The 25502-nt window shown below is 72.6% G+C and carries 21 protein-coding genes; 5 read left to right on the top strand and 16 right to left on the bottom strand.

Annotation, left to right across the window (positions count from 1 at the left end):
* Window positions 1–20: 20 nt before the first annotated feature.
* The 9 genes from ACIPPS_RS07390 to ACIPPS_RS07430 all read right to left on the bottom strand — a co-directional run bounded on the left by ACIPPS_RS07390 (window position 21) and on the right by ACIPPS_RS07430 (window position 9826).
* Window positions 21–536: a hydrogenase maturation protease gene (locus ACIPPS_RS07390; protein WP_401427996.1), complete on the bottom strand. Its 516-nt coding sequence runs from the start codon at window positions 534–536 to the stop codon at window positions 21–23.
* A complete protein-coding gene (locus ACIPPS_RS07395; protein WP_401427998.1) occupies window positions 533–1936 on the bottom strand; it encodes a hypothetical protein in 1404 nt (467 codons plus the stop codon). Before ACIPPS_RS07395 ends, ACIPPS_RS07390 begins: the two co-directional genes overlap by 4 nt.
* Window positions 1933–2571 (bottom strand): DUF6084 family protein, encoded by a 639-nt coding sequence (locus ACIPPS_RS07400; protein ID WP_401428000.1) that lies wholly within the window; start codon window positions 2569–2571, stop codon window positions 1933–1935. Before ACIPPS_RS07400 ends, ACIPPS_RS07395 begins: the two co-directional genes overlap by 4 nt.
* Window positions 2568–3176 carry a DUF5947 family protein gene (locus tag ACIPPS_RS07405; protein WP_401429511.1) on the bottom strand — a complete coding sequence of 203 codons (609 nt, stop codon included), beginning with the start codon at window positions 3174–3176 and terminating at the stop codon, window positions 2568–2570. Before ACIPPS_RS07405 ends, ACIPPS_RS07400 begins: the two co-directional genes overlap by 4 nt.
* A 128-nt stretch (window positions 3177–3304) precedes the next feature.
* Complete coding sequence (locus ACIPPS_RS07410; RefSeq protein ID WP_401428002.1) at window positions 3305–3865, bottom strand: hypothetical protein; 561 nt, start codon at window positions 3863–3865, stop codon at window positions 3305–3307.
* Window positions 3862–5646: a nickel-dependent hydrogenase large subunit gene (locus ACIPPS_RS07415; RefSeq protein WP_401428004.1), complete on the bottom strand. Its 1785-nt coding sequence runs from the start codon at window positions 5644–5646 to the stop codon at window positions 3862–3864. The genes ACIPPS_RS07410 and ACIPPS_RS07415 overlap by 4 nt, the downstream gene beginning before the upstream one ends.
* A gap of 105 nt (window positions 5647–5751) precedes the next feature.
* Complete coding sequence (locus tag ACIPPS_RS07420) at window positions 5752–6834, bottom strand: hydrogenase expression protein HypE (protein ID WP_401428006.1); 1083 nt, start codon at window positions 6832–6834, stop codon at window positions 5752–5754.
* Window positions 6835–6888: 54 nt separating this feature from the next.
* Window positions 6889–8589 carry an enoyl-CoA hydratase-related protein gene (locus tag ACIPPS_RS07425; protein ID WP_401428008.1) on the bottom strand — a complete coding sequence of 567 codons (1701 nt, stop codon included), beginning with the start codon at window positions 8587–8589 and terminating at the stop codon, window positions 6889–6891.
* Between the two features lie 217 nt (window positions 8590–8806).
* The gene (locus tag ACIPPS_RS07430) at window positions 8807–9826 is read right to left on the bottom strand and encodes a multicopper oxidase domain-containing protein (RefSeq protein ID WP_401428010.1); all 1020 of its coding nucleotides are present in this window, start codon (window positions 9824–9826) and stop codon (window positions 8807–8809) included.
* Between the two features lie 194 nt (window positions 9827–10020).
* Between ACIPPS_RS07430 and ACIPPS_RS07435 the strand changes: the two genes are divergently transcribed.
* Window positions 10021–12516: a ThuA domain-containing protein gene (locus ACIPPS_RS07435; protein ID WP_401428012.1), complete on the top strand. Its 2496-nt coding sequence runs from the start codon at window positions 10021–10023 to the stop codon at window positions 12514–12516.
* Window positions 12517–12569: 53 nt separating this feature from the next.
* Entirely contained in the window at window positions 12570–14738 is a 2169-nt protein-coding gene (locus ACIPPS_RS07440; RefSeq protein ID WP_401429514.1) for an OmpL47-type beta-barrel domain-containing protein, read from the top strand.
* 62 nt (window positions 14739–14800) lie between these two features.
* On the opposite strand, the gene ACIPPS_RS07445 is transcribed toward ACIPPS_RS07440, so the two are convergent.
* The 5 genes from ACIPPS_RS07445 to ACIPPS_RS07465 all read right to left on the bottom strand — a co-directional run bounded on the left by ACIPPS_RS07445 (window position 14801) and on the right by ACIPPS_RS07465 (window position 19124).
* On the bottom strand, window positions 14801–16609 hold the full coding sequence (locus ACIPPS_RS07445; RefSeq protein ID WP_401428014.1) for a SpoIIE family protein phosphatase: 1809 nt from the start codon (window positions 16607–16609) through the stop codon (window positions 14801–14803).
* A gap of 111 nt (window positions 16610–16720) precedes the next feature.
* Entirely contained in the window at window positions 16721–16966 is a 246-nt protein-coding gene (locus ACIPPS_RS07450; protein WP_401428016.1) for a hypothetical protein, read from the bottom strand.
* 48 nt (window positions 16967–17014) lie between these two features.
* A complete protein-coding gene (locus ACIPPS_RS07455; RefSeq protein WP_401428018.1) occupies window positions 17015–17587 on the bottom strand; it encodes a dihydrofolate reductase family protein in 573 nt (190 codons plus the stop codon).
* A gap of 155 nt (window positions 17588–17742) precedes the next feature.
* Window positions 17743–18489, bottom strand: coding sequence for an SRPBCC domain-containing protein (locus ACIPPS_RS07460; protein WP_401428020.1), 747 nt, complete (start codon window positions 18487–18489; stop codon window positions 17743–17745).
* A complete protein-coding gene (locus tag ACIPPS_RS07465; protein ID WP_401428022.1) occupies window positions 18486–19124 on the bottom strand; it encodes an ArsR/SmtB family transcription factor in 639 nt (212 codons plus the stop codon). Before ACIPPS_RS07465 ends, ACIPPS_RS07460 begins: the two co-directional genes overlap by 4 nt.
* Before the next feature lie 171 nt (window positions 19125–19295).
* Between ACIPPS_RS07465 and ACIPPS_RS07470 the strand changes: the two genes are divergently transcribed.
* Window positions 19296–20474, top strand: coding sequence for a PP2C family protein-serine/threonine phosphatase (locus ACIPPS_RS07470; RefSeq protein WP_401428023.1), 1179 nt, complete (start codon window positions 19296–19298; stop codon window positions 20472–20474).
* Here the strand turns inward: ACIPPS_RS07470 and ACIPPS_RS07475 are convergent.
* The gene (locus ACIPPS_RS07475) at window positions 20462–21250 is read right to left on the bottom strand and encodes a class II aldolase/adducin family protein (protein WP_401428025.1); all 789 of its coding nucleotides are present in this window, start codon (window positions 21248–21250) and stop codon (window positions 20462–20464) included. The two genes, ACIPPS_RS07470 and ACIPPS_RS07475, sit on opposite strands and share 13 nt — an antisense overlap.
* Window positions 21247–22239 carry a C-terminal binding protein gene (locus ACIPPS_RS07480; RefSeq protein ID WP_401428027.1) on the bottom strand — a complete coding sequence of 331 codons (993 nt, stop codon included), beginning with the start codon at window positions 22237–22239 and terminating at the stop codon, window positions 21247–21249. The genes ACIPPS_RS07475 and ACIPPS_RS07480 overlap by 4 nt, the downstream gene beginning before the upstream one ends.
* 225 nt (window positions 22240–22464) lie before the next feature.
* Between ACIPPS_RS07480 and ACIPPS_RS07485 the strand changes: the two genes are divergently transcribed.
* Together ACIPPS_RS07485 and ACIPPS_RS07490 are read left to right on the top strand one after the other, a co-directional pair.
* A complete protein-coding gene (locus ACIPPS_RS07485; protein WP_401428030.1) occupies window positions 22465–23364 on the top strand; it encodes an Lrp/AsnC family transcriptional regulator in 900 nt (299 codons plus the stop codon).
* A gap of 233 nt (window positions 23365–23597) precedes the next feature.
* A complete protein-coding gene (locus ACIPPS_RS07490; RefSeq protein ID WP_401428032.1) occupies window positions 23598–25259 on the top strand; it encodes an amidohydrolase in 1662 nt (553 codons plus the stop codon).
* Window positions 25260–25502 lie beyond the last annotated feature (243 nt).

The raw sequence follows: 25502 nt of genomic DNA on the forward strand, positions 1-25502 counted from the left end.
GGCCACGGTGGCGCCGGGTCTCATACGACGGCTTCCTGGCGGACCAGTTCGGTCACCGTGCGGACGGCCTCGGGGACCGCTGCGGCGACCTGCGGGCTGAGTCCGATGCCCTCGTCGAGGCAGGCCGGTTCGCAGCCGACGAGCAGGATCCGGCGCGGCGGCGTGGCGCCCGTGCCCGCGCACAGGGTGTCGAGCAGGGCGAGGACGGCGTCGGGCGTCATCCGGTGGCCGTCGAGCGGCGGGGTCCCCGTGGTGGCGGCCCGCTCGGCGGGCTCCGAGGCGTCGATGACGTACAACGTTCCGGGTTCGCCCCCGCGCGCGGTGACGTCGACGAGGACGAGGGTGTCCCAGCCGTCGAGCAGTTGGTAGGCGAGGTGGACCCCGCGGATGCCGACGTCGGCGACGTCGACGTGCGGCGGCAGCCGGTCCGGCGTGAGCCTGCGTACGGTCTCGACGCCGAAGCCGTCGTCCCCGAGGAAGATGTTGCCGACCCCGGCCACCAGGGTCCGGGCGGTGCCGGGTGCGGGAGCGTTCATCTGTCCTCCAGGACGTCGACCTCGTCGGGCTGGAAGTAGAGGAACCGCCCCTGTTCGCGGCGGATGTCGGCGCCCGGGTCGTCCTCGACGGTGACGGCGATGTGCACGCCGCCGTCGACGTCGTGCAGGACGGCCTCGACGAGGGCGCTGCGGCCGTCGAGGAACAGGTCCTGCGCGTCGGTACGGCGCAGCCGCGGGCGCAGGAGGACCCGGCTGCCGGCGCGGACCGGGTGCCCGTCGACGAGGACGTGGTCCCGGGCGGGGTCGACGGACGTGTCGCCGGCCGGGTCCCACCAGGGGGTGTCCGGTGCGAGCAGGTCGGTGGTCGAGGGCTCCTTGGGGCCGGTGACCTCCCGCAGGCTCCGTACGGCTCCGTGCAGGCGCTCCAGCACCTCCGGCGGCATGGTGTCGGCCAGGTCGATCACGGCCGCGGCGCGGGCGTCGGTCCCCCTTGCCTCGCGCTTCTCCTCGTCGGTGAGGGCCGCGGTGCGCAGGGCGAGGATCTCGTCGATCTCGGTGGCGTCGTAGAGGGCGCCCGGGCTCTCGGGGGCGATCGCCGGGTGGTCGTCGAGGATGATCGGCGAGGAGAGCACCAGGTCGGCGCGGCCGGGTTCACCGGCCAGCACGGGCCAGGTGCGCAGGTTCTCGCAGCCGGCGACGGCGCCGCGCGCCCACTCGGGCGGGTCGGTCATGGACAGGAACGATCCGGCGTCGAGGTGGAGCAGGGTGTGCGTCGCGACGAGGGCGTACGGCAGCGCGGCGTTCCGGTCGCCTCCCGGACGGGCGGCCCAGTCGCTGGTGTTCTCCACCTGGACGGTCAGGCGTTCGACCCGGTACGGCCCCTCGAGCGCGGTCGTGGAGATCCGGAGGACGCCGCTGATCTCCTCCCGGCGCCGGACCAGCCGGCCGAGGACCTGCCCGTCGGTTCCGGTGATCTGTTCCACCTCTTCGGTGGCGGGGCGGGAGAAGGGCAGTGCCGTGCCGTCCGCGTCCAGGGCCTCGACGGGGAGGACGAGGGCGACCTTCTCCTCGACACCTTCGTCCCACGTCGTCAGGACCCGGTCCTCCAGGCGCAGTTCGCCGACCGGTACGAAGGTGCCGTCCGGGGTCCGTTCCTCGACGGTCCGCCGCTGGACGTGCAGGAAGCGCAGCTCGACGGCGAGTTCGGCGCCGGGCCTCGGCTCCATCAGGCACACGGTGCGCTGGTCGTGGTGTTCTCCGGCGGCGTCGCTCGCCCAGGACGGCGGCACGAGGACGCCGAACTGCCAGCGGAACCTGTTCTTGGCCGCCGACGCGCGGTACGGGTAGAGCACGTACCCCTCGAAGAGGACGGCGTCGGCGACCTGCCGGGCGACGGCGAGTCTCGCCTCGGTGCCGGAGGTGAAGACTGCGGTGGTCATCGTGTCCTCTCCCCCGCCTCGGCGAGCAGGGTCTCGACGGTGGCCTGCCAGGAGGGGAGGGCCCGGCGGGACCGGTAGGCGAGCAGGGCGTCCATCGCGTCGGCGGGGAGCCTGATCCACCCGCAGCCCGGGAAGTGCTGGTCGATCATCTCGTGCCAGACCTTCACGGGCATCCGGTGCACGACCTCCTTGTCCCAGGGCACGGGCTCGACGTGGAAGCCGCCGGCGCCCGTGAAGGCGGTGCCGGAGAACAGCAGGAGGAGCGGTACCTCGCCGCCGGAGAGCGAGCGGAGGTAACGGGACGCCGCGATGTCGGTGTCGTAGGTGCAGGGCACGACGAGGTCGGTCTCGATCTCGCCGGTGAAGCCGGGGACCATGGTGGAGACCTGGGCGAACTGCACCGGGTTGAGGCTGCTGCCCCACCGGGAGCGTTCCCCGAACAGGTCGCCCAGCGCCTCCGCCTCGGTGTCGTCGTAGCCGCGCCGGGCGGGTTCGACACGCATCTGGCAGCGCAGTGCCAGGGCGTGCACACGGGTGCCCGGGGTGGCGGTGATCCGCAGCCGGAAGACGAGCGTCGGGCCCGCCGCGTAACCGTCGGCGCGGACGTCGGTGCAGGCGAACGAGAACTCGGTCACGGTCGGCTCCCCGGTGCCTCACGTGCCTGCTCGCGCACGTGGGCGAAGAGGGCGTCGAGGTCGGCCCGCGCCTCCGCGCCCCCGTCGAAGCCCTGCCAGTGCAGTCGCATACGGCCCACCAGTTCGTAGCAGAGGTCGATCGGCACCAGGTAGCACTCGGGACGGCCCTCGTGCCGGCGCAGCAGCAGGGCCTCCACGTCGGGTTCGAGCAGGGTGGCGAGCCGGGTGGCGTCGAGGACGCACGTCCACGCGGGTTCCTCCAGCTCGCTCTCGGTGGCTCCGGCGGGGCTCGGGTAGAGCGCCACCGTTCGGTCTAGGGCGGAGTTGCGGAAGAGGTACGCGACCGAGACGGGGATCCGCAGCGACTCCCACACCCGGTCGTCGACGCGGTGGTCGGCGTCGCTCAGGAACCGCGCGGGCACCGCGCGGAAGCGGCCTCCCGGCCCGCCGCCGCGGTCCATGAGCTGGGCGCACGGGCCGCAGGCGCAGGCCAGGGTCCGGCGGTCGGTGTCGGCGAGGTGGCGGTGGCGCTCACCGGCGAGCTGCTGCCCGCACAGCTCGCACCGTTCCTCCTGGGGCGGCCGCGGGGCGGTGAACCGGCGCAGCCCGGTGGGCCCCGGCGCATGACCGGGACCCGTGTGCCCCGGCGCGTGACCTGTACCCGTGGGCCCCGGCGCGTGGCCGAAGCCCGGGGGCCCCGGCGCGTGCCCGGCGACGCGGGTCGGGACCCCGGTCACGAGGCATCGGCCGGGGTGAGACGTGCGGCGCCGGTGCTCGGCGGGCCGGACCCGATCTGGAGCAGCGCCGGCTCGCGTGCGCCGGCCGGTTCCAGCTCGACGCGGGTCACTTCGGGGGCGTGGCAGGCGAGGGCGTCGGCCGCCGCCTGCCGTACGGACTCCTGCGTGCTGGGGCAGCCGCAGCCGGACGAGCCGGTGACCCGCAGCCGCAGCACCCCGTCGGCCGGGTCGAACCCGGCCTGCTCGACGGGGTGCGGCAGGGCGGACAGGGCGCGTTCGACGCGGGCTTCCAGCTCTTCGGGGTGGAGTCCGTGCAGGTTGAGCAGGCTCGCGACGAGGTCGTCGCCGAGCAGCGCCGCCCACGGATCGGCGGGCGGGCGGGCGCCGGGGCGGCCGAGGAGGTCGACGACGCGGCCGAGGCCACTGCCGTAGAACTCCATGAGGACGCGGACGACGTCCTCGGCCGCGGCGCTGGCGTCGGCGTCGCCCTTCTCGGCGAGCCGGTCGAGCACCTCCTCGACGCGGCGGCCCGCCGTCTCGGCGTTGACGGCGCTCATCCGCCGAGCCCGCTCAGGCCGGTGGGCACGTGCATCTGCTTCACCGTCCGGCCGTTGCCGGTGTACATGTGCACACCGCACGGCAGGCAGGGGTCGAAGCTGCGCACGGCGCGCATGATGTCGATGCCCTTGAAGTTCTCGGGCGTGTTCTCCTCGAAGATCGGGGTGTTCTGCACCGCGTCCTCGTAGGGGCCGGGGGTGCCGAAGGTGTCCCGGGTGGAGGCGTTCCACGGGGTCGGCGGGTACGGGTGGTAGTTGGCGATCTTGCCGTCCCGGATGACCATGTGGTGGGAGAGGACGCCCCGGACGGCCTCGGTGAAGCCCACGCCGATGGACTCGTCCGGCACCTCGAACTTCTCCCAGGTCTGGGTGCGTCCGGCGCGGACCTCCTCCAGGCCCTTCTCCGCGCAGTGCAGGGCCACGGCCGCCGCGTACGCCTGGAAGTAGGTCCGGGCGCGGTTGCGCTCCAGGGCGTTGCTCCACTGCGGGATCTTCCACTCGAAGGTGGTCTCCGGCTTGGTCATGGTCCGGGGCAGGTTGATGACGACGCTGTGCCCGGTGGCCTTGACGTAGCCGATGTCGACGAGTCCGGAGAGCGCGGTGGACCACAGGCGGGCGATGGGGCCGCCGCCGGTGTCGAGCGCCAGGTGGTCCTTGCCGTCGAACCACCGGGGGGACATCACCCAGCTGTACTTGTCGTCGAAGTTCCGCTTCTGCGGGGCGGGGATGGTGTGCTGGTTCCACGGGTGGCGCGGGTCGACCGGGTTGCCGAGCGGGTCGTGGGTGACGAACTGCTCCTGGCCCTGCCAGTCCTCGTAGTACGAGCTGCCGAGCAGGATCCGGATGCCGAGGTTGATCTCGGTGAGGTCGTTGGTCACGAGCTTGCCGTCGACGACGACACCGGGGGTGACGAACATCCGCCGGCCCCAGTCGGTCATGTTGGCGTACGTGAAGTCGCAGTGCTCCGGGTCGTTGAGCGCTCCCCAGCAGCCGAGCAGGACGCGGCGTCGGCCGACCTCCTCGTAGCCGGGCAGTGCCTCGTAGAAGAAGTCGAAGAGGTCGTCGTGGAGCGGGACGACGCGCTTCATGAACTCCACGTAGCGCATGAGCCGGCTCATGTAGTCCGTGAAGAGCTGGACCGAGGCGATGGTGCCGACGCCGCCGGGGTAGAGCGTGGAGGGGTGCACGTGGCGCCCCTCCATCAGGCAGAACATCTCCCGCGTGTAGCGGCTGACTTGCAGCGCCTCACGGTAGAACTCGCCCTCGAGGGGGTTGAGGGACCGCATGATGTCGGCGATCGTGCGGTAGCCGTGGTCCCCCGCGTGCGGGGCCTCGGTGCGCTCGGCGAGTTCCAGGACCCCCGGGTTGGTCTCGCGGACCATCTTCTCGCAGTAGTCGACCCCGACCAGGTTCTCCTGGAAGATGTTGTGGTCGAACATGTACTCGGCGGACTCGCCGAGGTTGATGATCCACTCGCCCAGGTGCGGGGGCTTCACGCCGTACGCCATGTTCTGCGCGTACACCGAACAGGTGGCGTGGTTGTCGCCGCAGATGCCGCAGATGCGGCTGGTGATGAAGTGCGCGTCACGCGGGTCCTTGCCGCGCATGAAGACGCTGTAGCCGCGGAAGACGGAGGACGTGCTGTAGCACTCGGCTACCCGCTTCTGCTTGAAATCGATCTTGGTGTGGATGCCGAGGCTGCCCACGATCCGGGTGATCGGGTCCCAGGCCATCTCGACCAGGCCGCTGCCGTCACCCGTCGTCTTCGTCGGAGGTGCCATTGTCTGTACGGTGCCCTTCGTCAGTTCTTCGACTTCACGAACAGTGGGTGGGGGTGGGGGCGGGATCGCGCGAGGGATCCCGTGGGGGCCGCGTGGGGCGCCTCGTCACCACGGCGGCCGGTAGCCGGTGGTGATGCGATCGCCGGTGTGCCGCCACTTCGGCTCCTTGTCCACGGTCCTGGCCGTGATGGTCCGCAGTCGGCGGATGACGGAGCCGTACACGCCGCTGGCGGCGCTGGAGACCTTGCCGCCGGGAGGTTCGTCCATGAACGGCATGAACTTGTCCGGGAAGCCGGGCATCGTGCAGGCGATGCAGATGCCGCCGACGTTCGGGCAGCCGCCGATGCCGTTCATCCAGCCCCGCTTGGGGACGTTGCACTTGACGACCGGCCCCCAGCAGCCCAGCTTCACCAGGCACTTGGGCGAGTCGTACGTCTCGGCGAACTGGCCCTGCTCGTAGTAGCCCGCGCGGTCGCAGCCCTCGTGCACGGTCGCCCCGAAGAGCCACGTGGGACGGAGCTTGTCGTCCAGCGGGATCATCGGCGCGGAGCCCACGGCCTGGTAGAGGAGGTACGTGAGGGTCTCCGCGAAGTTGTCCGGCTGGATGGGGCAGCCGGGCACGCAGACGATGGGGATCCCCGCGGAGGACTTCCAGTCCCACCCGAGGTAGTCCGGCACGCCCATCGCGCCGGTCGGGTTGCCGGCCATGGCGTGGATGCCGCCGTACGTGGCACAGGTGCCGATCGCGACCACGGCGAGCGCCTTGGGCGCCAGCCGGTCGATCCACTCGCTGGTGGTGATGGGCTGGCCGGTCTCCGGGTTGTCGCCGAAGCCGCACCAGTACCCCTCCTGCTTGATGTCCTCGTTCGGGATCGACCCCTCGACCACCAGCACGAACGGGTCGATCTCGCCCCGCTCCCCCTTGAAGAACCACTCGATGAACGTGTCGGCGCCGCCCACCGGGCCGCACTCGAAGTCGATCAGCGGCCAGTGCACCGCGATCTTGGGCAGTCCCGGCAGCCCGGCGAGGGCGATCTCCTCGATGCTGGGCTGCATGGCGGCGGTCAGGGCCACCGAGTCTCCGTCGCAGCTCAGACCCGCGTTGATCCAGAGGATGTGGATCGGTTTCTCGTCGCTGCCGGGGGCGGCGCCCTGATCTTCGACCGGGGCCTGCTGGGTTGCGTTCATGCGTCGCCTCCTGGGGAGGGTGGGGCAGAGGCCGTCGTCGGGCCTCCGTACGTGTCAACGGTCGGTCGGACCGGCCGCCCGCGCACCCGGGGCGTCCGGGGAACCGGTGGGGGGAGCGGTCTTACGGACGAAGGCCCGACGCAGCGCGTGGTACGGCGCGGTGGGGTCCGTGAAGATCCCCCACATGCGCGAGAGCTCCTGCTCGCGGTGGGCGGCGAGGGGGGTCGTGGACTCCCGGCGCTCGTGCTCCGCCTTCTTCGCCGCCACCCGGGAGGCCACGCCGGGGTGTGACGCCAGCCGTGCGGCCAACCGGGTGATTTCGGCCGAGAACTCCCCCGGTCCGCAGTCGACGACCCGGTCGACGAGCCCCATGCTCTGGGCGGCCGCCGCGGAGACCGGCCGGGCCTGCTCGACGAGGCGCTCGGCCATGGCCGGGCCCACCTTGCGGGGCAGGGTGTGGGTCCAGTACTCCGACCCGTACAGGCCCATGCGCCGGTAGTGGGGGTTGAGGACGGCGCCGGAACGGCACCAGACCTCGTCGGCGGCCAGCGCCAGCATCACCCCGCCGGCGGCGGCGTTGCCGCCGACCGCGCTGACGACGAGCCGGTCGGTCGTGGTGAGGACCGACTCGACCAGGTCGTTCATGGCGTTGATGTTGGCCCAGGACTCGGCGGCCGGGTCGGCCGCGGCCTCGATGACGTGCAGGTGGATGCCGTTGGAGAAGAAGTCGCGCTGTCCGCCGAGCACCAGGACGGAGGTGGGGCGCGTGCGGGCGGTCTCGTAGGCCTGCCGCAGCCGGCGGCAGTGGTCGGTGCTCATCGCTCCGCCGGGGAAGGCGAAGGACAGCACCCCGACCGGGCCGTGCTCCCGGTAGCGGATGTCGGACCAGGTCCGCCCACCCTCGCCCTCGCGGGGCGGCGGGGGGAGTTCGGGGAGCTCCGGCAGCCGCCCCGCGAGGGCGAGGGTGGCCGGCAGCTTGCAGGCACGCGCCTCTCCCGGGGTGGTCCGCGCGCGCAGCTCGGGGATCCAGACGGCGCCGTCCACCGTGGCGCGGCAGACGGCGCCGGCCCGGGTGGCCAGCAGTTCGCCCGGCCGGCCGCGCAGGCCGTCCTCCGCGTGGCCGCCGTGCAGGAACCACTCCGCGCCGAGCAGCTCGTCCCGGACGCCGGGCTGCGAGTCGGCGGCCCGCAGGGCGCGCAGGACCGTCGCCGTGTCGTCCTCGTCCCAGTCGATCCGGCGCCGCTCCTGGCGGAAGACGGGCCGGACCCGGACCGGGCCCGTCTGCGGGGTCGGTGTCGCCCCGGCGGCGACCCGGTCGACGGCGAGGTGGACGGCGGACAGGGCGGCGTCGGCCAGCTCGTTTCGGTACAGGTCGCTCTTGCCCACGGCCGGGACGGGGAAGGTCGCGGTGGCCCAGACGTCACCGGCGTCCATCTCCTCGTCGGCCTGAAGGACGGTCACCCCCCACTCGGTGACGCCCTCGTGGATCGCCCAGTCCAGGGACGACGGCCCACGGTCTCCCACCGGTCCCGGGTGAACGATCAGGCAGAGGTGACGTGACCACACGTCCCGGGGCACGACCGCCTTCAGCATGGGCGCGACGACCAGTTCGGGCGCGTGGAGCGCGACGGCGTCCCGCACCGCGTCCCCGTCGGGCGTCACCTCCACGGAGACGGTGTGCCCCCGGTCCTGCAGCTCCACCCGGACCCGTTGGGTGAGACTGTTGTCGCTGCCTGCGATGAGCAGAATGCGCATGAGGCCCCTCCGGACCGTGAAAGCCGCCACCGGGCGGCCGGGTCGATCCGCCGCCCCGGCGATCGTCCGCCACACCTGGCCGGAGACACCGGAGACACCTCTCACGCCTCACTCGTTCGAGCCACGCGTCCGACCACCTGGCGGTGACCCCGGCCCGCGACCGGCCGGGAGCGACGCGGCGCGCCCGTGCGCGACCGCGCCGTCGTCGCCACCCGCCTCAGTGGTGGTGGGCGCCGCCCGGGGCCTGCTCCGTCGACGCCGCCGCGGCCCCGTGGTCGCCGTGGTCCCCGTGGCCCGGGACCGTGCCGTCCGGCTTGGCCACCAGGAAGAGGCCGGCCATGCCCATGTCCGAGTGGCTCTGGACATGGCAGTGGTACATCCACGCACCGGCCCCCACGTGCTCGCCCGCGATGATCTGGAAGCCGAACGAGTCCGCGGGACCGGTGATCTTGTTGTCGATGACCCGGCTCACGTCCTCCGGGCCCGCGAGCAGCCCCGTGCGGTTGTCCGCCCAGCGGTGACCGTGCATGTGGAACGTGTGGTAGTACTCGCCGTGCGTGATCATGACGACCTCCACCCGGTCGCCCACCGTCGCCCGGAAGTTGGGCGGGTCCGCCGCCGGCCGGTTGTTGATCGTCATGTCGTTGAAGACGATCGTGAACTGCTTGTCCGGCAGGATGTCGCCCTTGCGGCGCACCACCAGGCCGCCGTACAGCCCCTTGCGGATGCCCCCGGTGCCGTGGTCCGTGCCCACGACGTGGTCGTGGTAGTGCCAGTACCCGGCGCTGCCGGGGCGCCAGGTGCCGTCCGGGCGGCGGCCGGGGGCGTGCGTCCGCCAGGTGTACGTGCGGGTCGCGCCGGGTTCGACGTGGCTGCCGCTCATCCGGGTACCGTCGTTGTCGATGTCGTAGTCCACGCCGTGCGCGTGGAGGCTCACGGGGACGTCCATCAGGTTCTCGAACTCGATGTGGAGCGTGTCGCCCTCGTTGAGCTCGATGAGCGGGCCCGGCACGGTGGCCTTGCCCTTCTCCAGGCCGTACGCCATGCGTCCGTCGGCCAACTTCTCTGCGTACAGCTTGAGATGGCGTATCTGTCCGCCTGCCGGGGCAGTTCTGGGCGTGGCGGCCGCCGCGCCGGGTGCGGCGCTGGAGGAGGAGGCGAGAGACAACGATGTCACGCCGGTCGCGGCGACCGCCCCGCCCGCGAGCAGGCGACGGTTGAAACTGCGTCGGTCCATGTCGAACTCTCCGGTCTTCGGTGGAGATTGACGGGTGCGGAGCCCCTGGGACGGCCCACACCGTAGCGGGGTGACCGTCGTTTATCCACATCCAGGACAAAGTCGGTCCGGTTGCGGTCATAGCTCTTGGCGAACCGTGCAAAGAGGTCTAGCTTCAACGGCTGTTGTTGTGACCTCAGAGGGATGGGTGACCCATGAACCGAACACCACATCGCCGGTCAAGATCAAGAACAGGCCTCGCCGTGGCGGCACTTGGGGCGAGCGTGCTGACCGCCTCCCTGCTCGCCGGCGAGCCCGCCGCCGCTCGGCCGTATCCGGATCCGCCGCCGTCGAGCATGCCTTCGACAACGTTGTCTCTCCCGTCGCCGCCCGGCGGCGCGAACGTCCGGGTGCTCGTCTTCCACGGATCGTCGACGGCCGAGTCGCCGACGGTCGACGCGGGCATCGCGGCCGTCGAGAACATCGGGCTGACCGGGCCGACCGCCGGGCGGTTCCGTACCGAGGCCACCGACGACCCGGCCGTCTTCACCGACGAGAGGCGGCTCGGTCGGTTCAACGCGGTGGTCTTCCTGACCGGCGGCGGCGATGTGCTCGACCCGGCGCAGGAGGCGGGGCTCGAGGCCTTCATGGAGGCGGGCGGCGGGTTCGTCGGCGTCCACGAGGCCGCGCGCACCGAGCCGTACTCCTCCTGGTTCACCGGCCTGGTCGGGGCCCGGCCCACCGGCGCCGCGAGCAGCACGCAGCGTGCCGTGGTGGAGGTCGGCGACCGGCAGCACCCGGCCACCGCGTCCCTGCCGCTGGAGTGGAAGCGGCCCGACAGGTGGTTCAACTGGGACCGCAACCCGTCCGGCACCGTGCACACCGTGGCACGGGTCCGGGAGGCCTCGTACCAGCCCGCGGCCAAGCCGAACGGCTGGGACCACCCGGTGTCCTGGTGCCGTGACTACGACGGCGGCCGGTCCTTCTACACCGCGATGGGCGGCACCGTCGACAGCTACGCGGAGGCGGACTTCCGCGACCACCTGCGCGGCGCGATCGCGTGGACCGCCCGTATCTCGCAGGCGGACTGCAAGGCGACGATCGACGCCAACTACACGGCCGAGCGCGTCACCAAGCCCAACCAGCCCGGCCGCAACGACCAGATCGGCGAGCCGCACGGCCTGGTCGCCGCACCCGACGGACGCGTCCTGTACATCGGCCGCGGCGGCGCCGACGCGAGCGTGCCCGTGGTCACCGACTGGAACAACCCGGACATCGGCAAGGGCGAGGGCGAGATCCACGTCTACGACCCGAAGACCGGGCAGGTCACCAGGGCCGGCGTGCTCACCGTCTTCGGCAACAAGGGCGGCGGGGACGAACTGGTCAAGAACGAGGAGGGGTTGCTCGGCATCGAGCTCGACCCCGACTTCATGACCAACGGCTGGGTCTATCTGCACTACACGCCGCACTCCCGGATCGACCGCGACGCGCACATGGGCGAGCGCAGGGTCTCCCGCTTCACGCTCGACCTCGCGACGAACAGGCTCGACCTGGCCAGCGAGAAGGTGCTGCTGAGCTGGCCGGTGCAGATCCACAGCTGCTGCCACGCGGGCGGCGGGATGGCCTGGGACTCCCGGGGCAACCTCTACATCGCCACCGGAGACACCAACTCCTCCGGCTCCAGCGGGGGTTATTCGGGCAACAACCCCGCGCCGAACTTCAAGGGCGTCTCCTTCGCGGACGCGCGCCGCACGGCGGGCAACACCAACAACCTCAACGGCAAGATCCTGCGGATCCACCCCGAGGACGACGGCACCTACACCCTTCCCGACGGCAACCTCTTCACCGGCGAGGAGGCCGACGAGGGCGGCGGCAAGACCCGCGGCGAGATCTACGTGATGGGCGTACGCAACCCCGCGCGCATCTCCGTCGACCAGAAGACCGACATCCTCTACGCGGGCTGGGTCGGCCCCGACGCGGGCGCGCCGTCGACGACCTGGGGCCCCGCCAAGTACGACACGTTCGCCGCGATCACCACGGCGGGGAACCACGGCTGGCCGTACTGCATGGGCAACAAGCAGCCCTACCGGGACCGCAATCTGCCCGACCCGAACGTGCCGCTCGGCTGGTACGACTGCGACGCGCCGAAGAACGAGTCGCCGAACAACGACGGTCTCGTGAACCTGCCGCCGGTGACGGCGAACACGATCTGGTACTCGCCCCAGGGCGGCGGCGTCGACTACCCGAGGGACGCGAACGGCGTCCCGAGCTACCAGCAGGAGGAGCAGAAGCTGCTTCTTCCGTGGCTGAAGGGCGGCGGGCAGGCGACCATGAACGGTCCGCTCTACCGTTACGACGCGGCGAGCGACTCGACGGTCAAGTGGCCTTCGTACTGGGACGGGAAGTGGTTCGTCGGCGACTTCTACGACGGGGACCAGCCGCGGCACGCCGTGCTGACCGACCCCAGGACCGTCGGCAAGGGCGGTCTGCCGGTGCACGCAGAGTCCCTGAAGAAGATCATCCCGGTCGGGCAGGGCGGCATCCGCAACCTGATGGACTGGAAGTTCGCCCCGGACGGTTCGCTGTACGTCCTCGACTACGGGCGGGGCTTCTTCACCTCGCACACCGACTCCGCGCTGTGGCGCGTGACCTACAAGGGCGGCGGGCTCACCCCGGCCGCGGATCAGCTCGCGAGGAAGGCGGCGCGGTGACCACGAGACACAGAGGCCCGAGCCTGTGGGCGGCCCTGGTGGCCGCCGTGGCGATGGTCGTGGGCCTGACGTCGGCCACGGCCTACGGCAGGACCGAGGACGGACGTCCGGACGGGGACGGGCGGCGGGCGGCCGCGGCCCAGGTGCTGACCTGGAAGGCGGGCGATCCGATCGACCGCTATCTGGAGTTCCCCACCACGGCGGTCGCCGGTCCGACGACCATCGTCTTCGAGAACAGCACGGCGAGCGGCAACACGACCGGCATGCCGCACACCCTGACCTTCGACGTCTCCGACCCCGAGTACAACAACGACGTCCCGCTCAACATCCTGGCCAATCCGAGCGACGCGAACGGCGGCCGGCACACGGCCGCGGTGACGCTGACCCCGGGCCGGTACCTCTTCAAGTGCACGATCCCGGGCCACGGTCAGATGCAGGGCATCCTCACGGTCACCGAAGGAGGCAGCGAGGACACCACCGCGCCGGAGACGACCGCGAAGGTGGAGGGTGACCGCAACGCCGACGGCGCGTACGTCGGCCAGGCGACGGTCACGCTCGGCGCGACGGACGCCGGGTCGGGCGTCGACAAGGTCGAGTACGCGGTCGGCCCCGACGGCCCCTGGCAGCCGTACACCGTCCCGGTCGTCGTCGACCAGGTCGGGGCGCACACGGTCCGCTACCGGGCGAGCGACAAGGCGGGCAACACCGCCGCCGAGAAGACCGCCTCGTTCACGGTCGTCGCGCCGCCCACCGACGACACGACGGCGCCGGAGACCTCGGCGACCGTGACGGGCGAGCAGGACGACCAGGGCCGCTATCTCGACATGGCCACGGTGACGGTGACCGCCTCCGACACCGGCTCGGGCGTCAACACCATCGAGTACGCGATCGGCGACGGTGCCTGGCAGCCGTACACCGCTCCCGTGATGGTCCACCAGGCCGGTGCCCACACCGTCCGCTACCGGGCGAGCGACAAGGCCGGGAACGCCGCCGCCGAGAAGTCCGTCGCCTTCACGGTGGTGACGCAGCCGGATCCGGACACGACCGCCCCGGAGGCCGCCGCCGCGGTCGCGGGCACGCGCAACTCCGACGGCGCGTACATCACCAGCGCCACGGTCACGCTCTCGGCGACGGACGCGGACTCGGGCGTGGACCGGATCGAGTACTCGCTCGACGCCGGCCCGTACCTCGCGTACACCACCCCCGTGATCGTCGACCGCGTCGGCCATCACACGGTGCTGTACCGGGCGACGGACAAGGCGGGGAACACCTCCACCGCCCGGAGCACGTCCTTCACCGTCGCCGAGGGCGGCGGGGTGCCCGCGCCCGACTGCCCCGAGTTCGACGAGCGGGCGACCGTCATCGTCGGGACCGTCGACACCGGCGTGCCGAACCGGATGACGAACAGCCGCTGCACCGTCAACGAGCTCATCGAGGACGAGAAGGACTGGTCCTCGCACGCGCTGTTCCTCAAGCACGTCGACACGGTGGTCGACCGGCTGCTCGCCGACGGGGTCATCGACACCCGTGAGCACCGCGCGATCTACCGCGCCGCCAAGCAGTCGGGCATCGGCAGGCCGGGTCAGACCGAGGGGTACCGCGACCTGTTCGACGGCACGGCCGCGTCCTTCGCGAAGTGGCAGCACGTCGGCGGCGGGAAGTTCGCGCTGGGCGCGGACGGGGCCATGACCAGCAGCACCACGGTGCCGGGCATGGGCATGCTGTGGTTCCCGCAACGGCAGTACGGCGACTTCTCGCTCAAGCTCCAGTGGCGCGACGACGCCCCGGGCGCGGGCAACGCCAACGGTGGTGTCTTCGTACGCTTCCCGTACGTCCACGACAACCCGGAGGAGACGCGTCCGGAGTGGGTCGCCATCAAGTACGGCCATGAGATCCAGGTCCTCGACCGGCCCGACGGCGACATGTACAAGACGGGCTCCGTCTACGGCTTCGACCGCGTCGGCCTCGCCGGCGCCGGGGTGACCCCGAAGGGCACCTGGAACGACTACGAGATCCGGGTGGAGGGCCAGCACTACTCGGTCTTCCGCAACGGGAAGCTGATCAACGAGTTCGACAACACCGGAGGGCAGCTCTTCCAGCCGCCGCGTGCCGACGACCCGGGCACCGACGGGCGGCGCTACGCGTCGGGCTACATCGGCCTCCAGGTCCACGGCACGACGGACGTCATCTCGTACCGCAACATCCGGGTGAAGGAGCTGTAGCCGCTCCGGCCCGCGACGAGGCCCCTCTCCCCCGTCCCAGGGGGGAGGGGCCTCGGTCGTGCTCAGGTGGGCAGGTTCTGTTCCGCCCAGACCACCTTGCCGGTCACCGTGCGGCAGGAACCCCATCTGCGGCAGAGCATGTTGATGAGCTGGAGGCCCCGGCCGCCTTCGTCGCTGAGGTCCGCGTGCTGGATCTGGGGCAGGTCGGGGCCGGTGTCCGACACCTCCACGACGAGACGTTCGCCGCGCAGGAGCCGGAGGCGGCCGGGGCCGTTGCCGTAGCGCAGGGCGTTGCCCACCAGTTCGGAGACGACCAGTTCGCAGACGTCGGCGAGGTCCGTCAGGTCCCACGCGGCCAGCTGGTCGGTGACCAGTTTCCGAGCGACGGAGGCGGCTCGGCCTTCCTGCGGCAGGAGCCATTCACGCAGTTCGGCCGGGGTGCCGGGGGTGGCCGGGTCGGTCGTCGCGACGAGGAGCGCGGCCTCGTCGAAGCGGGGGGCGTCGGCGGGGGCGGCCTCCGTCAGGCCGCCGTGTTCGAGCGCCTCGGGGCTCAGGCCACGCGCCGCCGCGCACAGGAGCGCCAGCTGGTGGTCCAGGTCCGCACGCCGGGACTTGATGAGTCCGTCGGTGTACATGACCAGGCGGCCGCCCTCGGGGACCTCCAGCCGGACCGGGTCGTACGGGATCACCCCCGCGCCGAGCGGCGCACCGATCGGTACGTCGACGAACGTGGCGCCGCCGCCTCGGTCGAGCAGGAGCGGTGGCAGGTGCCCGGCGCTCGCCAGGGTGTAGGTGGAGTCGGCCGGGTCGAAGACCGCGCAGAGGAAGGTGGCGACCTGCTCGTCCTCCAGGTCGCGGGTGGCCAGGTCGAGCCGGGCCAGGACGCGCTCGGGGGCCATGTCCAGGGTCATCAGGGTGCGGGCGACCGCCCGCAGGCGGCCCATGGTGGCCGCGGCGGGCAGCCCGTGGCCCATGACGTCGCCCACCATGAGGGCGGTCCGTCCGCCGGGCAGCGCCATGACGTCGTACCAGTCGCCGCCGACGCCGCGGTGGGCCGTCGAGGGGGCGTACTCGGCGTGGACCCGCAGTCCGGGTGTCACCGGCGTCGCCCGGGGCAGGAGGCTGCGCTGCAGGGAGACGACGTGCTCGCGCTCGCGCCCGTACAGCCGGGCGTTGTCGATGTAGACCGCGGCCTGCGAGGCCAGTTGCTCGGCGAGGGCGAGGTCCGTGGCGGAGAACGGCGGGGTGCCGGGACCGCGGACGAAGTCGGCGCTGCCGAGCAGCAGCCCGCGGGCGATCAGCGGCACGGCCAGGTAGCTGTGCACGCCGGCGGCGCGCATCTTCGCGGCGGCGCTCTCCGTCGGGGCGACCCTGGTGTAGTCGGCCTCCCCCATCCGGCTCACGAGCACGGCCTTGCCCTGGCGCAGGCAGTACCGGTGGAGCAGCGTCTCGTGGGCCTCCTCGCTGCGGACGAAGGTCTCGCCCACCGGGGTGGGTTCCAGGGAGGACAGCCTCTCGACGGCGCTCAGGGCGGTCGCTCGCATGAGCGGGATGCCCGTCCCCGTCCACCGGGTGCCCTCGTCGCCCCGCAGGACGCTCTCCAGGATGTCGACGGCGGCCCCGTCGGCGAAGCCGGGCACGGTGAACTCGGCGAGCTCCTGGGCTGTGCGCTCCAGGTCCAGGGTGGTGCCGATCCTGGAGCCCGCCGAGTTCAGCCAGGCGAGCCGGGCACGCGTGGTGATCCGGTCGAGAGGGACCTCGTCGGCGCCACGTCCGAGCCGTCCGCGGGCCCGGGCCGAGCGGCGCGCCCCGGCGCCGTTTCCGGCCGAGGCGCGGCGCGTCAGGCGCCGTCTCCCGTTGCCGCCGTTCACTTTTTCGGCCTCCAGACAGGGATGCGACCGCTGTTGGTGCCCAGCATGCACCTCTTCTCGGCCGTTTGGGGCGATCTTGGCCGGGAGAACGCCGGTAACGGGACGTGCGGGTCAGCCGACGTCGGGGCTGGGGTGTCCGGGGGCGAGTGCGGCGGCGACGCGCTGGGCGATCGGATGGGCCCCGTGGCCGTCCGTGGCGGAGGGGCCCTGGAGTGCGGTGAGCGCGGCGACGAGGGCACGGCGCGACCGCGAGGTGTGACGGGGGAAGTCATGGCGGGAGTATCGGCCGGGGCCCCCGGCCCGCCCGCCCGCCGGCCGCTCGACCCGCACGGGTGTCACCCGTGCGGGTCGTCGCATGGACGGGCGCGCTCGTGCGGGCCGGAGGGCAGGTCCGGGGGCGGGAGGTCAGTGGACGACGTCGAGGATCTGCTTCTGCAGTCCGTTGCTGTAGACCTCGTGCTCGACGAGCTTCAGCTTCTGGGCGTCCTTGTCGGTGGTGCTGAACAGGCGCTTGCCGGCGCCGAGCAGAAGCGGGAAGACGAGCAGGTGGTAACGGTCGATCAGGCCCGCGTCCGACAGGGCCTGATTCAGCGAGGCACTGCCGTGGACGATGATCGGGCTGCCCTCGGTCTTCTTGAGCTCGGCCACGTCGTCGAGGGAGCGCAGGATCGTGGTGTCGCCCCAGTCGGAGACCAGCTGGTCGTCGGTGAGGGTGGTGGAGACGACGTACTTCGGCATCTCCTTGTAGCCGGCGAAGTCCTCCATGGCCGGCCACACCGGGCTGAACGCCTCGTAGCTGACCCGGCCCAGCAGCATCGCGCCGACCTCGCCCTGCTCGCGGCCCTTGATCTCGAAGGCCTCGGGGACGAACTCGGTGTGCTTGAAGGTCCAGCCGGAGTTGCGGTAACCGGGCTCGCCGCCCGGGGCCTCCACGACGCCGTCGAGCGAGATGAAGGCCGTGCTGATCAGCGTACGCATGAGATGTCCCTTGGTGTCGTGGTGTGCGGGGGGGGTGTGCGGGGGGGGTGTGCGTGGTGGCCGCGCGGCGGCGCGGGTCGGGCGTCGTGGTCGGGGGCGGCGAGCCGTGGGCGTGGGGTTCGCGCGGTGGCTAGCCGTGGGCGGAGGCCGGTGGTTCAGGCGACGAGGCCGGTCAGCCAGCGCTGCCACCCGGCTTCCGCGCCGTCCGCACCGTCCGCCTCCGCGGCGAAGAGGTGGTGGAACATCACCACGACGCCGCGGCCGTGGTGGAAGGTGTAGATCCCGTCGGCCCCGCGGATCTCGAAGCGCTCGTCGTCCGACCAGGTCACCTCGCCGTCCAGCGGCGACAGTTCGGCCGGCTCGGCGTGCGCCCGCGCGCCGACGGCCACCGGGGTCTCCAGCGACAGCGCGCGGGCCAGGACCTGCCGGACCTCCCGCGCCGGCCGGTCGCCCGACGGTGCCAGGGCGAAGACCGGAACCGCGGTACGGCCCGGGAAGTGGGCCAGGTACTCGCCGAGCGTGTGCAGGTGGAACGGCCAGCCGCGGCGCAGCGCGTCGTACTCGTCCTGCCAGTCGTCACCGAGCAGCCCGCTGTGGACGACGCGGAGCACCGTACTGCCGCCGTCGCGCCCCTCGATGAGGTACTCGAAGGCCATGAACCGGCCGTCCTCGGCCTCCGGTGTGCGCAGGGCGAAGCGCTTGCCGGGCTCGTGGGCCGTGACGACCGACTCCTCCCGGTGACCGCCGGTCTCCATGGCCGCCGTGCCGCCCTCGCGCGGCTCCACCTCGTTGCGGCCCATGAACCAGGAGTCGATGCCCGGTCCGGTGGCGATCGCCTGCCAGACCTGCTCCGGGGTCGCCGGCAGCGTCGCCTCCAGCTCGATCTCGAAGGGGTGCGTCATCGTGGTTGCTCCTGTCGGGCTTCCGTGCCGGCCCCGCTCGTGGGGGCGGCGGAGGGTGCGGCGGGGATCTGGTGCAGCCCGGCGACCACGCGGTGCGTACGGCCTCCGGGGGCGAACTCGTCGTGGTAGCGGCCGACGAGGGCCGAGACGGCGTGGGCCAGTTCGTCGGCGAACGCCGTGCGGTCGGCCGCGGAGGCGAAGCGCACCTCGGCGTCGATCCCGAAGGTGGCGATCCGCTGTCCCGCCCGGGAGGCACCGGTCAGCAGCGAGCCGACCTCCTGCACCAGCCGGGCCCCGAGGGCCAGCAGCCAGCGCGCGGAGAGCTGGTCCGGGGACCGGGAGGGGTCGGGACTGACCGCGGCCAGGGCGGTCGGGGAGATCACGTAGGACGCCGCGACGGCACGGAAGATCCGCTCCGTCACATTGCCCCTGCGCCGCTCCTCGGCCAGCTCGACCAGACCGTGCCGCTCCAGTTCCTTCAGGTGGTAGTTGACCTTCTGCCGGGGCAGCCCGAGGCGGGCGGCCAGCATGGTGGCCGAGCCGGGCTCGGCCAGGGCGGCGAGGATCCGGGACCGTGTCGGGTCCAAGGAAGCCTCGGCCGCGGCGGGTTCTTCGATCACAGCGACGTCCAGCACCCCTCCAGGATGCAGCCGACAAATTTTTTTGTCAAGGAAAGGATCACTGTCGGTGGGCGGGGTCGGTTTCCGTCGGGCCCGGTGTCCGCGGGACGGGAGGCAGGTCCCTTCTCGCAGGGGTGCCTCGGCGCCCGCATACTGGGACGGGAATCCTCCCCGTCAGGAGGGCCTGTGGACCAGAGACCCGGAGGCGACTCCATCCGCTCCTCGGGCGACGCGCCTGACGGCGCCGCATGGTGGCTCGTACGCGCGCTTCCCGCGCTCCTGCTGGTCCTCGGGATCGCGTTCCATCTCGCCACCCCGAGGGAGCTGACCGGCACACCGCTCTTCGTCTCGTCGCCCCTCATCGCGGCGCCGCTCTTCGCCTGGTGGACGACGGCGCTCTTCGGTGGCGCGGGTGTCGTGGCCGTCGTGCTGCTCCAGACGTCGATGGGCGTGTCGGGCCGCGCCAACGCCACCCACGCCCTGTTCACGGAGGTCGCGACGGTCGCTTTCGCCACGGCGATCGCCGTTCTCCTCAACCGGGTCGTCCGGCGTAGCCGCGAGCGGCTCGCCACCGCCCGGGGCGTGGCCGAGGCGGCCCAGCGGGCCGTCCTGCCCACGCCGCCGAGCCGCGTCGACGGACTGCGCCTGGGAGCCCGTTACGAGGCCGCGCAGGAGGACACGCTGATCGGCGGGGACCTCTACGCCGCGCGCCTGACGCCCCACGGCGTGCGGCTGCTGGTGGGCGACGTCCGGGGCAAGGGGCTGGGCGCGATCGAGACCGTCTCGGTGCTCCTGGGCGCCTTCTGGGAGGCGGTGGACCGGGAGCGGGAGCTCCCCGCCGTGATGGAGAGCCTGGAGCGCGCCCTGGCCCGGGAGGGCGCGCGCCGCAGCGGCATCGACGACCTGGAGTCCTTCGCCACCTGCGTCCTCGTGGAGATACCGGCGGGTCACGAGGTGGTGCGCGTGGTCAACCACGGGCATCCGGAGCCGCTGCTCCTGGCCGACGGGGGCGTCACCGGGCTCACACCCCGGGAGTTCGCCCTTCCGCTCGGACTCGGGGACGCCGACGGCGGGTCGGCCACCGCCGACGTCTGGCCGTTCCCGCCCGAGGCCACGCTGCTGCTCTACACGGACGGCCTCTCGGAGGCCCGTGACGCCGCCGGAGCCATGTACGAGCCGGCCGAGCGGCTGCGCGGCCGCAGCTTCTCCTCGCCCGAGCGGCTGCTCAGCGCGCTCGTGGCCGACGTGCGGCGCCACGCCGAGGGGGCGGCCACCGACGACATGGCCCTGCTCGCCGTGCAGCGGCCCGCGCGGCCCTCGCAGCTCCCCGCACGAAGGGACGCGTCGCCCCGTCAGTCCTTGTAGTCCGGGCAGGTGCGGTCGAGCAGGCGCAGCATCGCCGCCCAGGCGAGGTCGTACGCCGCGTCGTCCTGGAAGTCCGCCGAGGCCTCGCCGGCCAGTTGCCGGGCCGTGTACGCGCAGATCTCGGCCGGCGGGACGACCAGGGGTCCGCCGCCCGCCTGCGCCGTGACCTGGATCTCGCAGGCCCGCTCCAGGTAGTACATGCGCAGGAACGCCTGGGCGGCGCTCTCACCGACCGTCAGGAGGCCGTGGTTGCGCAGGATCAGGGCCGGGTGGCCGCCGATGTCGGCGACCAGACGGCGCTGTTCGTCGAGGTTGAGCGCGACGCCCTCGTAGTCGTGGTAGCCGACGCGGTCGTAGAACTCCATCGACATCTGGTTCAGCGGGAGCAGTCCGCCCCGCTGAGCGGCGACGGCGCAGCCCGCCCTGGTGTGGGTGTGGAGCACGCAGTGGGCGTCGGGGCGGGCCGCGTGGATGGCGCTGTGGATCACGAACCCGGCCGGGTTGACGGGGTACGGCGTCGGCTCGACCGGGTTCCCGTCGAGGTCGATCTTCACCAGGTTCGAGGCGGTGATCTCCTCGAAGAGGAGCCCGTAGGGGTTGATCAGGAAGTGGTGGTCGGGGCCGGGCAGGCGCAGCGAGATGTGGGTGAAGATCAGGTCGGTCATCCGGAAGTGCGCGACGAGCCGGTACACGGCGGCGAGTTCGCGGCGCAGCCTCGCCTCCTCCTCCGCCGCCGGGACGGTGCTGGGCGACGGCAGCGGTGCGGCGACGGTCATGCGGGGGCTCCTGCGGTGGTGGGGTCGACGACGGGCGTGAGGGGGCGCCCGGTGCGGTGCCAGGCGACGATGTTCTCGGCGGGGCGACACACGTAGGCGCGGCGCGAGGTGTCGGTCAGATAGGCGCTGTGCGGGGACAGCTGGACTCGGGGGTGACCGCGCAGCGGGTCGTCGGCCGGGGGCGGTTCCACCGGGAAGACGTCGAGGGCCGCACCGGCCAGGTGCCCGGAGTCGAGGGCCGCCACCAGCGCCTCGGCGTCGACGAGTTCACCTCGTGCGACGTTCACGAGGAAGCCGCCGGGGCGCATCCGCCCCAGGAGCGCCGCGTCGACGAGGCGGTGCGTGCCGGGGGTCAGCGGGACGTGCAGGGAGAGGACGTCGGAGGCGGCGGCGAGGGCGCCGAGGTCCTCGTACCGCTCGACCCCGGCCGGCCAGTGGGCGGAGCCGGCGTGCGGGTCGTAGGCGGCGACGCGGCCGAAGACGGGGGCGGCCAGCGCCGCGAAGGTGCGGGCGATCCGGCCGAGCCCGACGAGGCCCAGCGTCTGTTCGCTCGCGCGGCGTGGCCCGTGACGCTGCGCGGCGAACTCCGCGTTCCAGCCGCCGGAGCGGACGACGGCGTCGGCCTGCGGGAGGCGCCGCAGCAGCGAGAGCGCGGAGGCGAGCGCGTGGACGGCCACGTCCTCGGTCGCGGCGTCGGGCAGGTTCGTCACCCACAGGCCCCTGCGGCGGGCCTCCTCGGTGTCGACCATGTCGTACCCGGCGGACATCGTGGCCAGGATCCGTACCCGGGGCAGCCGGTCGAGCAGGGCCGCGTCGACCGGGGCATAGCCGACGATCAGCGCGTCGGCGTCCCGGGCGGTCTCGGCGATGACGTCCGGGTCCCGGGTTCCGGCGACGCGCACCTCGAATCCGGCGTCCGCGAGCAGCCGGACCCCCGGCCGCGGATCCAGGTCTTCGGTGTCGGTGAAAACGGCTACGGGACGGCTCACCGGACTCCCCTCCCCTACAGGTAGACGATTCGTTCGCTTGGATCGCCAACAACCTACGTTTCTGCCGTTTCAGTTGTCCAGGGCTACCGATACCGCATACTCGTGACGCAGGTCACGATCGATGCCGCCCCCGTGACCCGTAGCCGAGAATGACCTCCGAGCCCGAGCCCCCGAGCCCGAGCCCCGAGCCCCGAGCCCCGAGCCCCGAGCAGAGGAGAACGCCCTGTGGACCTGGACCGGATCGACCTGGCGGTCGTGCGCGAGCTGCAGACCGACGGACGCCTCACCTACGAGGCGCTCGCCCAGCGGGTCGGGCTGTCCCGGCCCGCGACCCGCGCCCGGGTGCAGCGCCTCCTGGAGCCGGGGACCGTACGGGTCGTCGCCGTCGTCCATCCCGCGGTGCGCGGGCTGACCGCCTCCGCGCACCTGTCGATCGACGTACACGGCGCGGCGGAGCCCGTGGCGCGCGCGATCGCCGCGATGCCGCAGGCCCCCTTCGTCACGCTCACGGCAGGTCAGCGCGCCATCATGGCCGAGCTGCGCACCCCCGGCTTCGACGCGCTCGACCGGACGATCGAGGCGGTGCGGTCGGTGCCGAACGTCGCCGCGGTCGAGCCGCTGATCAGCACCCGCCACCTCAAGGACCCCTACCTGATGGCGGACGATCCGACCGTCTCGGACCTCGACGACACCGACCTGCGCATCCTCGACGCCCTCGAACAGGACGGCCGGCTGCCGTTCGCCGACCTCGCCGAGCGCGTCGGCCTCTCCCCCGGCGCCACCCGCGCCCGCACGCTCCGGCTCCTGGAGGGCGGCGTGGTCAAGGTCCTCGCGCTGATCCGCCCCGAGGTGCTGGGGCTCGGCTACCTCTGCGGGTTCGCCGTCCGGGTCGAGGGCGCGCGCGAGCCCGTCGCCCGGGCGCTGGCGGCCTGGGACCAGGTCTCCTTCCTCTCCGCCTGCGTCGGCCGGGCCGAGCTGGTCGGCACCGTCACCGCCGAGTCGCTCGGGTCGGCACGGGCGACGCTCGACGCGGCACGCGCCCTGCCGGGCGTCCGCGGGGTGGAGAGCTGGGTCCACCTGGAACTCGTCAAGGAGCGGTACGACCTCGGCACCCCCACCCCGTAGCGGTACGACCTCGGCGCCCCGCCCCGTGGTACGACCTCCGGGCGCCCACCCCCACCCCGTAGCGGTACGGTCCGCCACGACACCCTCGCCGCAGACGATCCGTAGGCAGAACGGGATTCCACTTACGAACAGAATTCTTTCGCTCATCCCTGGCCAACGCGTCGTTCGTTCTCTATCGTCCTGACGAACGATTCAGCCGTTCTGGCAACCTTGGCCGAAAGCAGGCTTCCCTCATGCACCACCTCCTCCCCCGGACCCGTGCCGAGCGCACCCTCCTCGTCACCGGTGCGGCCGTCGCCGTGCCGGGCACCGACGTACGGGCCGAGGCCCTCGCCGTCCGCGGCGACCGTGTCGTCCACGTCGGCACGGCCGCCGACGCCCGCGCCGCGCTCGGCGGCGACGCCGATCTGAACCTGGAGCTCGACGGCGGCCTGGTCCACCCGGGGTTCGTGGACGCCCACTGCCACCCCGTGATGTACGGCCAGGCGCTCGCCTGGGTCGACTGCCGCCCCGAGCGCGTCCCGGACATCGACACCCTCGTCGCCGTTCTGAGCGAGGCCGCCCGCGAGTTGCCCGCCGGCGTGCCCGTCCGGGGTTTCGGCTACGAACACCGCCGACTGGCCGAGCGCCGCCACCCCACCTGTCACGACCTCGACCGGATCGCCACCGACCGCGAGGTGTACGTCATGAACGCCTCCGGCCACGGCGGTGTCGTCAACTCCCACACCCTGCGCACGTGCTCCATCACGGCCGGCACCCCGGACCCCGAGGGCGGCTCCATCGGGAGGTTCGCCTCCGGGGAGCCGGACGGTCAGCTCTGGGACGCCGCCTGCGACATGCTCACCGGTCCGGGCGGGGTGAAGATCGGCAACCACGGCCCGAACTTCCACCTCGCCGAGCCCGACGCCATCATGGCCGACCATCTGATGCGGGCGCAGGAGACCTTCCTCGCCGCCGGTGTGACGACGGTCGGCGACGCCCAGGCCTCGCGCCGGGAGATGGAGACCTATCTGCGCGCCCGCGCCGACGGCTCGCTGCGTATGCGGGTCTCCGCGTACCTCACCTCCGCCCTGCTCGACACCGCCCTCGACCTCGGCGCGGTGCGGGGCTTCGGGGACGACCTGTTCCGCGTCCAGGGCGTGAAGTTCTACGCCGACGGCACCCTCGGCGGCTGGACCGCGTACTTCCCCGAGGGGTACGCCGCCGACTGCTGCCACCACGGGCAGCTCTACCACTCGACCGAGGAGTACGCGGAGATCGTCGCGAAGGCGCACCGGGCCGGCCTCCAGACCGCCACCCACGCGCAGTCCCCGTTCGCGATCGGCATGGTCCTCGACGCGATCGAGAAGGCCCAGGCGGACGTCCCGCGCGCCGACATGCGCCACCGCATCGAGCACTGCGGCCTGCCGACCGACGAGCAGATCGCGCGCATGGGCGAGCTCGGCGTCGTCCCCGTCATGCAGCCGCAGCACCACCTCCGTACCGGCGACGGCACGCTCACGGCGGTCGGCGACCTCGGGCACCGCTACAACCCGGCCGGCCGCTGCCTGCCCGCAGGCGTCCCGGTCGTCTTCAGCTCCGACGCGCCCGTCGCCCCGCCCGCCCCGCTGGAGGCGGTCTCCGCGGCGGCGACCCGCCGTACCGTCCTCGGCACGGTCCTCGGCGACGCGTCGCTGCGCCTGTCGGTCGCCGACGGCCTGCACGCCCACACCGGCGCCGCGGCCGCCGCCCTGCACCGCGAGCACGCCGTGGGGGCCCTGGCGCCCGGGATGCTCGCCGACTTCGTCGTCCTCGACGCCGATCCGCTCCTCGCCGACCCGGCCGCGCTCGCCTCGATCGGTGTCCGCGAGACCTGGATCGGCGGCGAACGCGCCTGGGCCGCGCCGGGCCGCTGACGACTGCTGGTTCGGGGCGGCTGCCCCACCCCTTCGCGCCGCCCCGCCCCCGCCGTACGCGGGGCGTACCGCCGTACGCCGTCCTCCTCGCCGGGTCCCAGCGCCCCCGTCCCCGTACTCCCGGAACCCCTTCCCTCCCGCACTCCCGCAGCTCCGCCCCCGCGTCCCCGTCCCCCCTGCCTGCCCCCCGTCCACCGCCCCCGCACCCCGTCTCACCCGCCGTCCCCGCCCCCCGTCCCCGCA

Source organism: Streptomyces sp. NPDC090127 (assembly GCF_044746945.1).
Classification (GTDB): domain Bacteria; phylum Actinomycetota; class Actinomycetes; order Streptomycetales; family Streptomycetaceae; genus Streptomyces.

Bases quoted from the DNA above. Each gene is read 5' to 3' on its own strand.
- ACIPPS_RS07390 (WP_401427996.1), bottom strand. From the start codon at position 536: ATGAACGCTCCCGCACCCGGCACCGCCCGGACCCTGGTGGCCGGGGTC.
- ACIPPS_RS07395 (WP_401427998.1), bottom strand. From the start codon at position 1,936: ATGACCACCGCAGTCTTCACCTCCGGCACCGAGGCGAGACTCGCCGTC.
- ACIPPS_RS07410 (WP_401428002.1), bottom strand. From the start codon at position 3,865: ATGAGCGCCGTCAACGCCGAGACGGCGGGCCGCCGCGTCGAGGAGGTG.
- ACIPPS_RS07415 (WP_401428004.1), bottom strand. From the start codon at position 5,646: ATGGCACCTCCGACGAAGACGACGGGTGACGGCAGCGGCCTGGTCGAG.
- ACIPPS_RS07420 (WP_401428006.1), bottom strand. From the start codon at position 6,834: ATGAACGCAACCCAGCAGGCCCCGGTCGAAGATCAGGGCGCCGCCCCC.
- ACIPPS_RS07425 (WP_401428008.1), bottom strand. From the start codon at position 8,589: ATGCGCATTCTGCTCATCGCAGGCAGCGACAACAGTCTCACCCAACGG.
- ACIPPS_RS07430 (WP_401428010.1), bottom strand. From the start codon at position 9,826: ATGGACCGACGCAGTTTCAACCGTCGCCTGCTCGCGGGCGGGGCGGTC.
- ACIPPS_RS07435 (WP_401428012.1), top strand. From the start codon at position 10,021: ATGAACCGAACACCACATCGCCGGTCAAGATCAAGAACAGGCCTCGCC.
- ACIPPS_RS07440 (WP_401429514.1), top strand. From the start codon at position 12,570: ATGGTCGTGGGCCTGACGTCGGCCACGGCCTACGGCAGGACCGAGGAC.
- ACIPPS_RS07450 (WP_401428016.1), bottom strand. From the start codon at position 16,966: ATGCGACGACCCGCACGGGTGACACCCGTGCGGGTCGAGCGGCCGGCG.
- ACIPPS_RS07455 (WP_401428018.1), bottom strand. From the start codon at position 17,587: ATGCGTACGCTGATCAGCACGGCCTTCATCTCGCTCGACGGCGTCGTG.
- ACIPPS_RS07460 (WP_401428020.1), bottom strand. From the start codon at position 18,489: ATGACGCACCCCTTCGAGATCGAGCTGGAGGCGACGCTGCCGGCGACC.
- ACIPPS_RS07475 (WP_401428025.1), bottom strand. From the start codon at position 21,250: ATGACCGTCGCCGCACCGCTGCCGTCGCCCAGCACCGTCCCGGCGGCG.
- ACIPPS_RS07490 (WP_401428032.1), top strand. From the start codon at position 23,598: ATGCACCACCTCCTCCCCCGGACCCGTGCCGAGCGCACCCTCCTCGTC.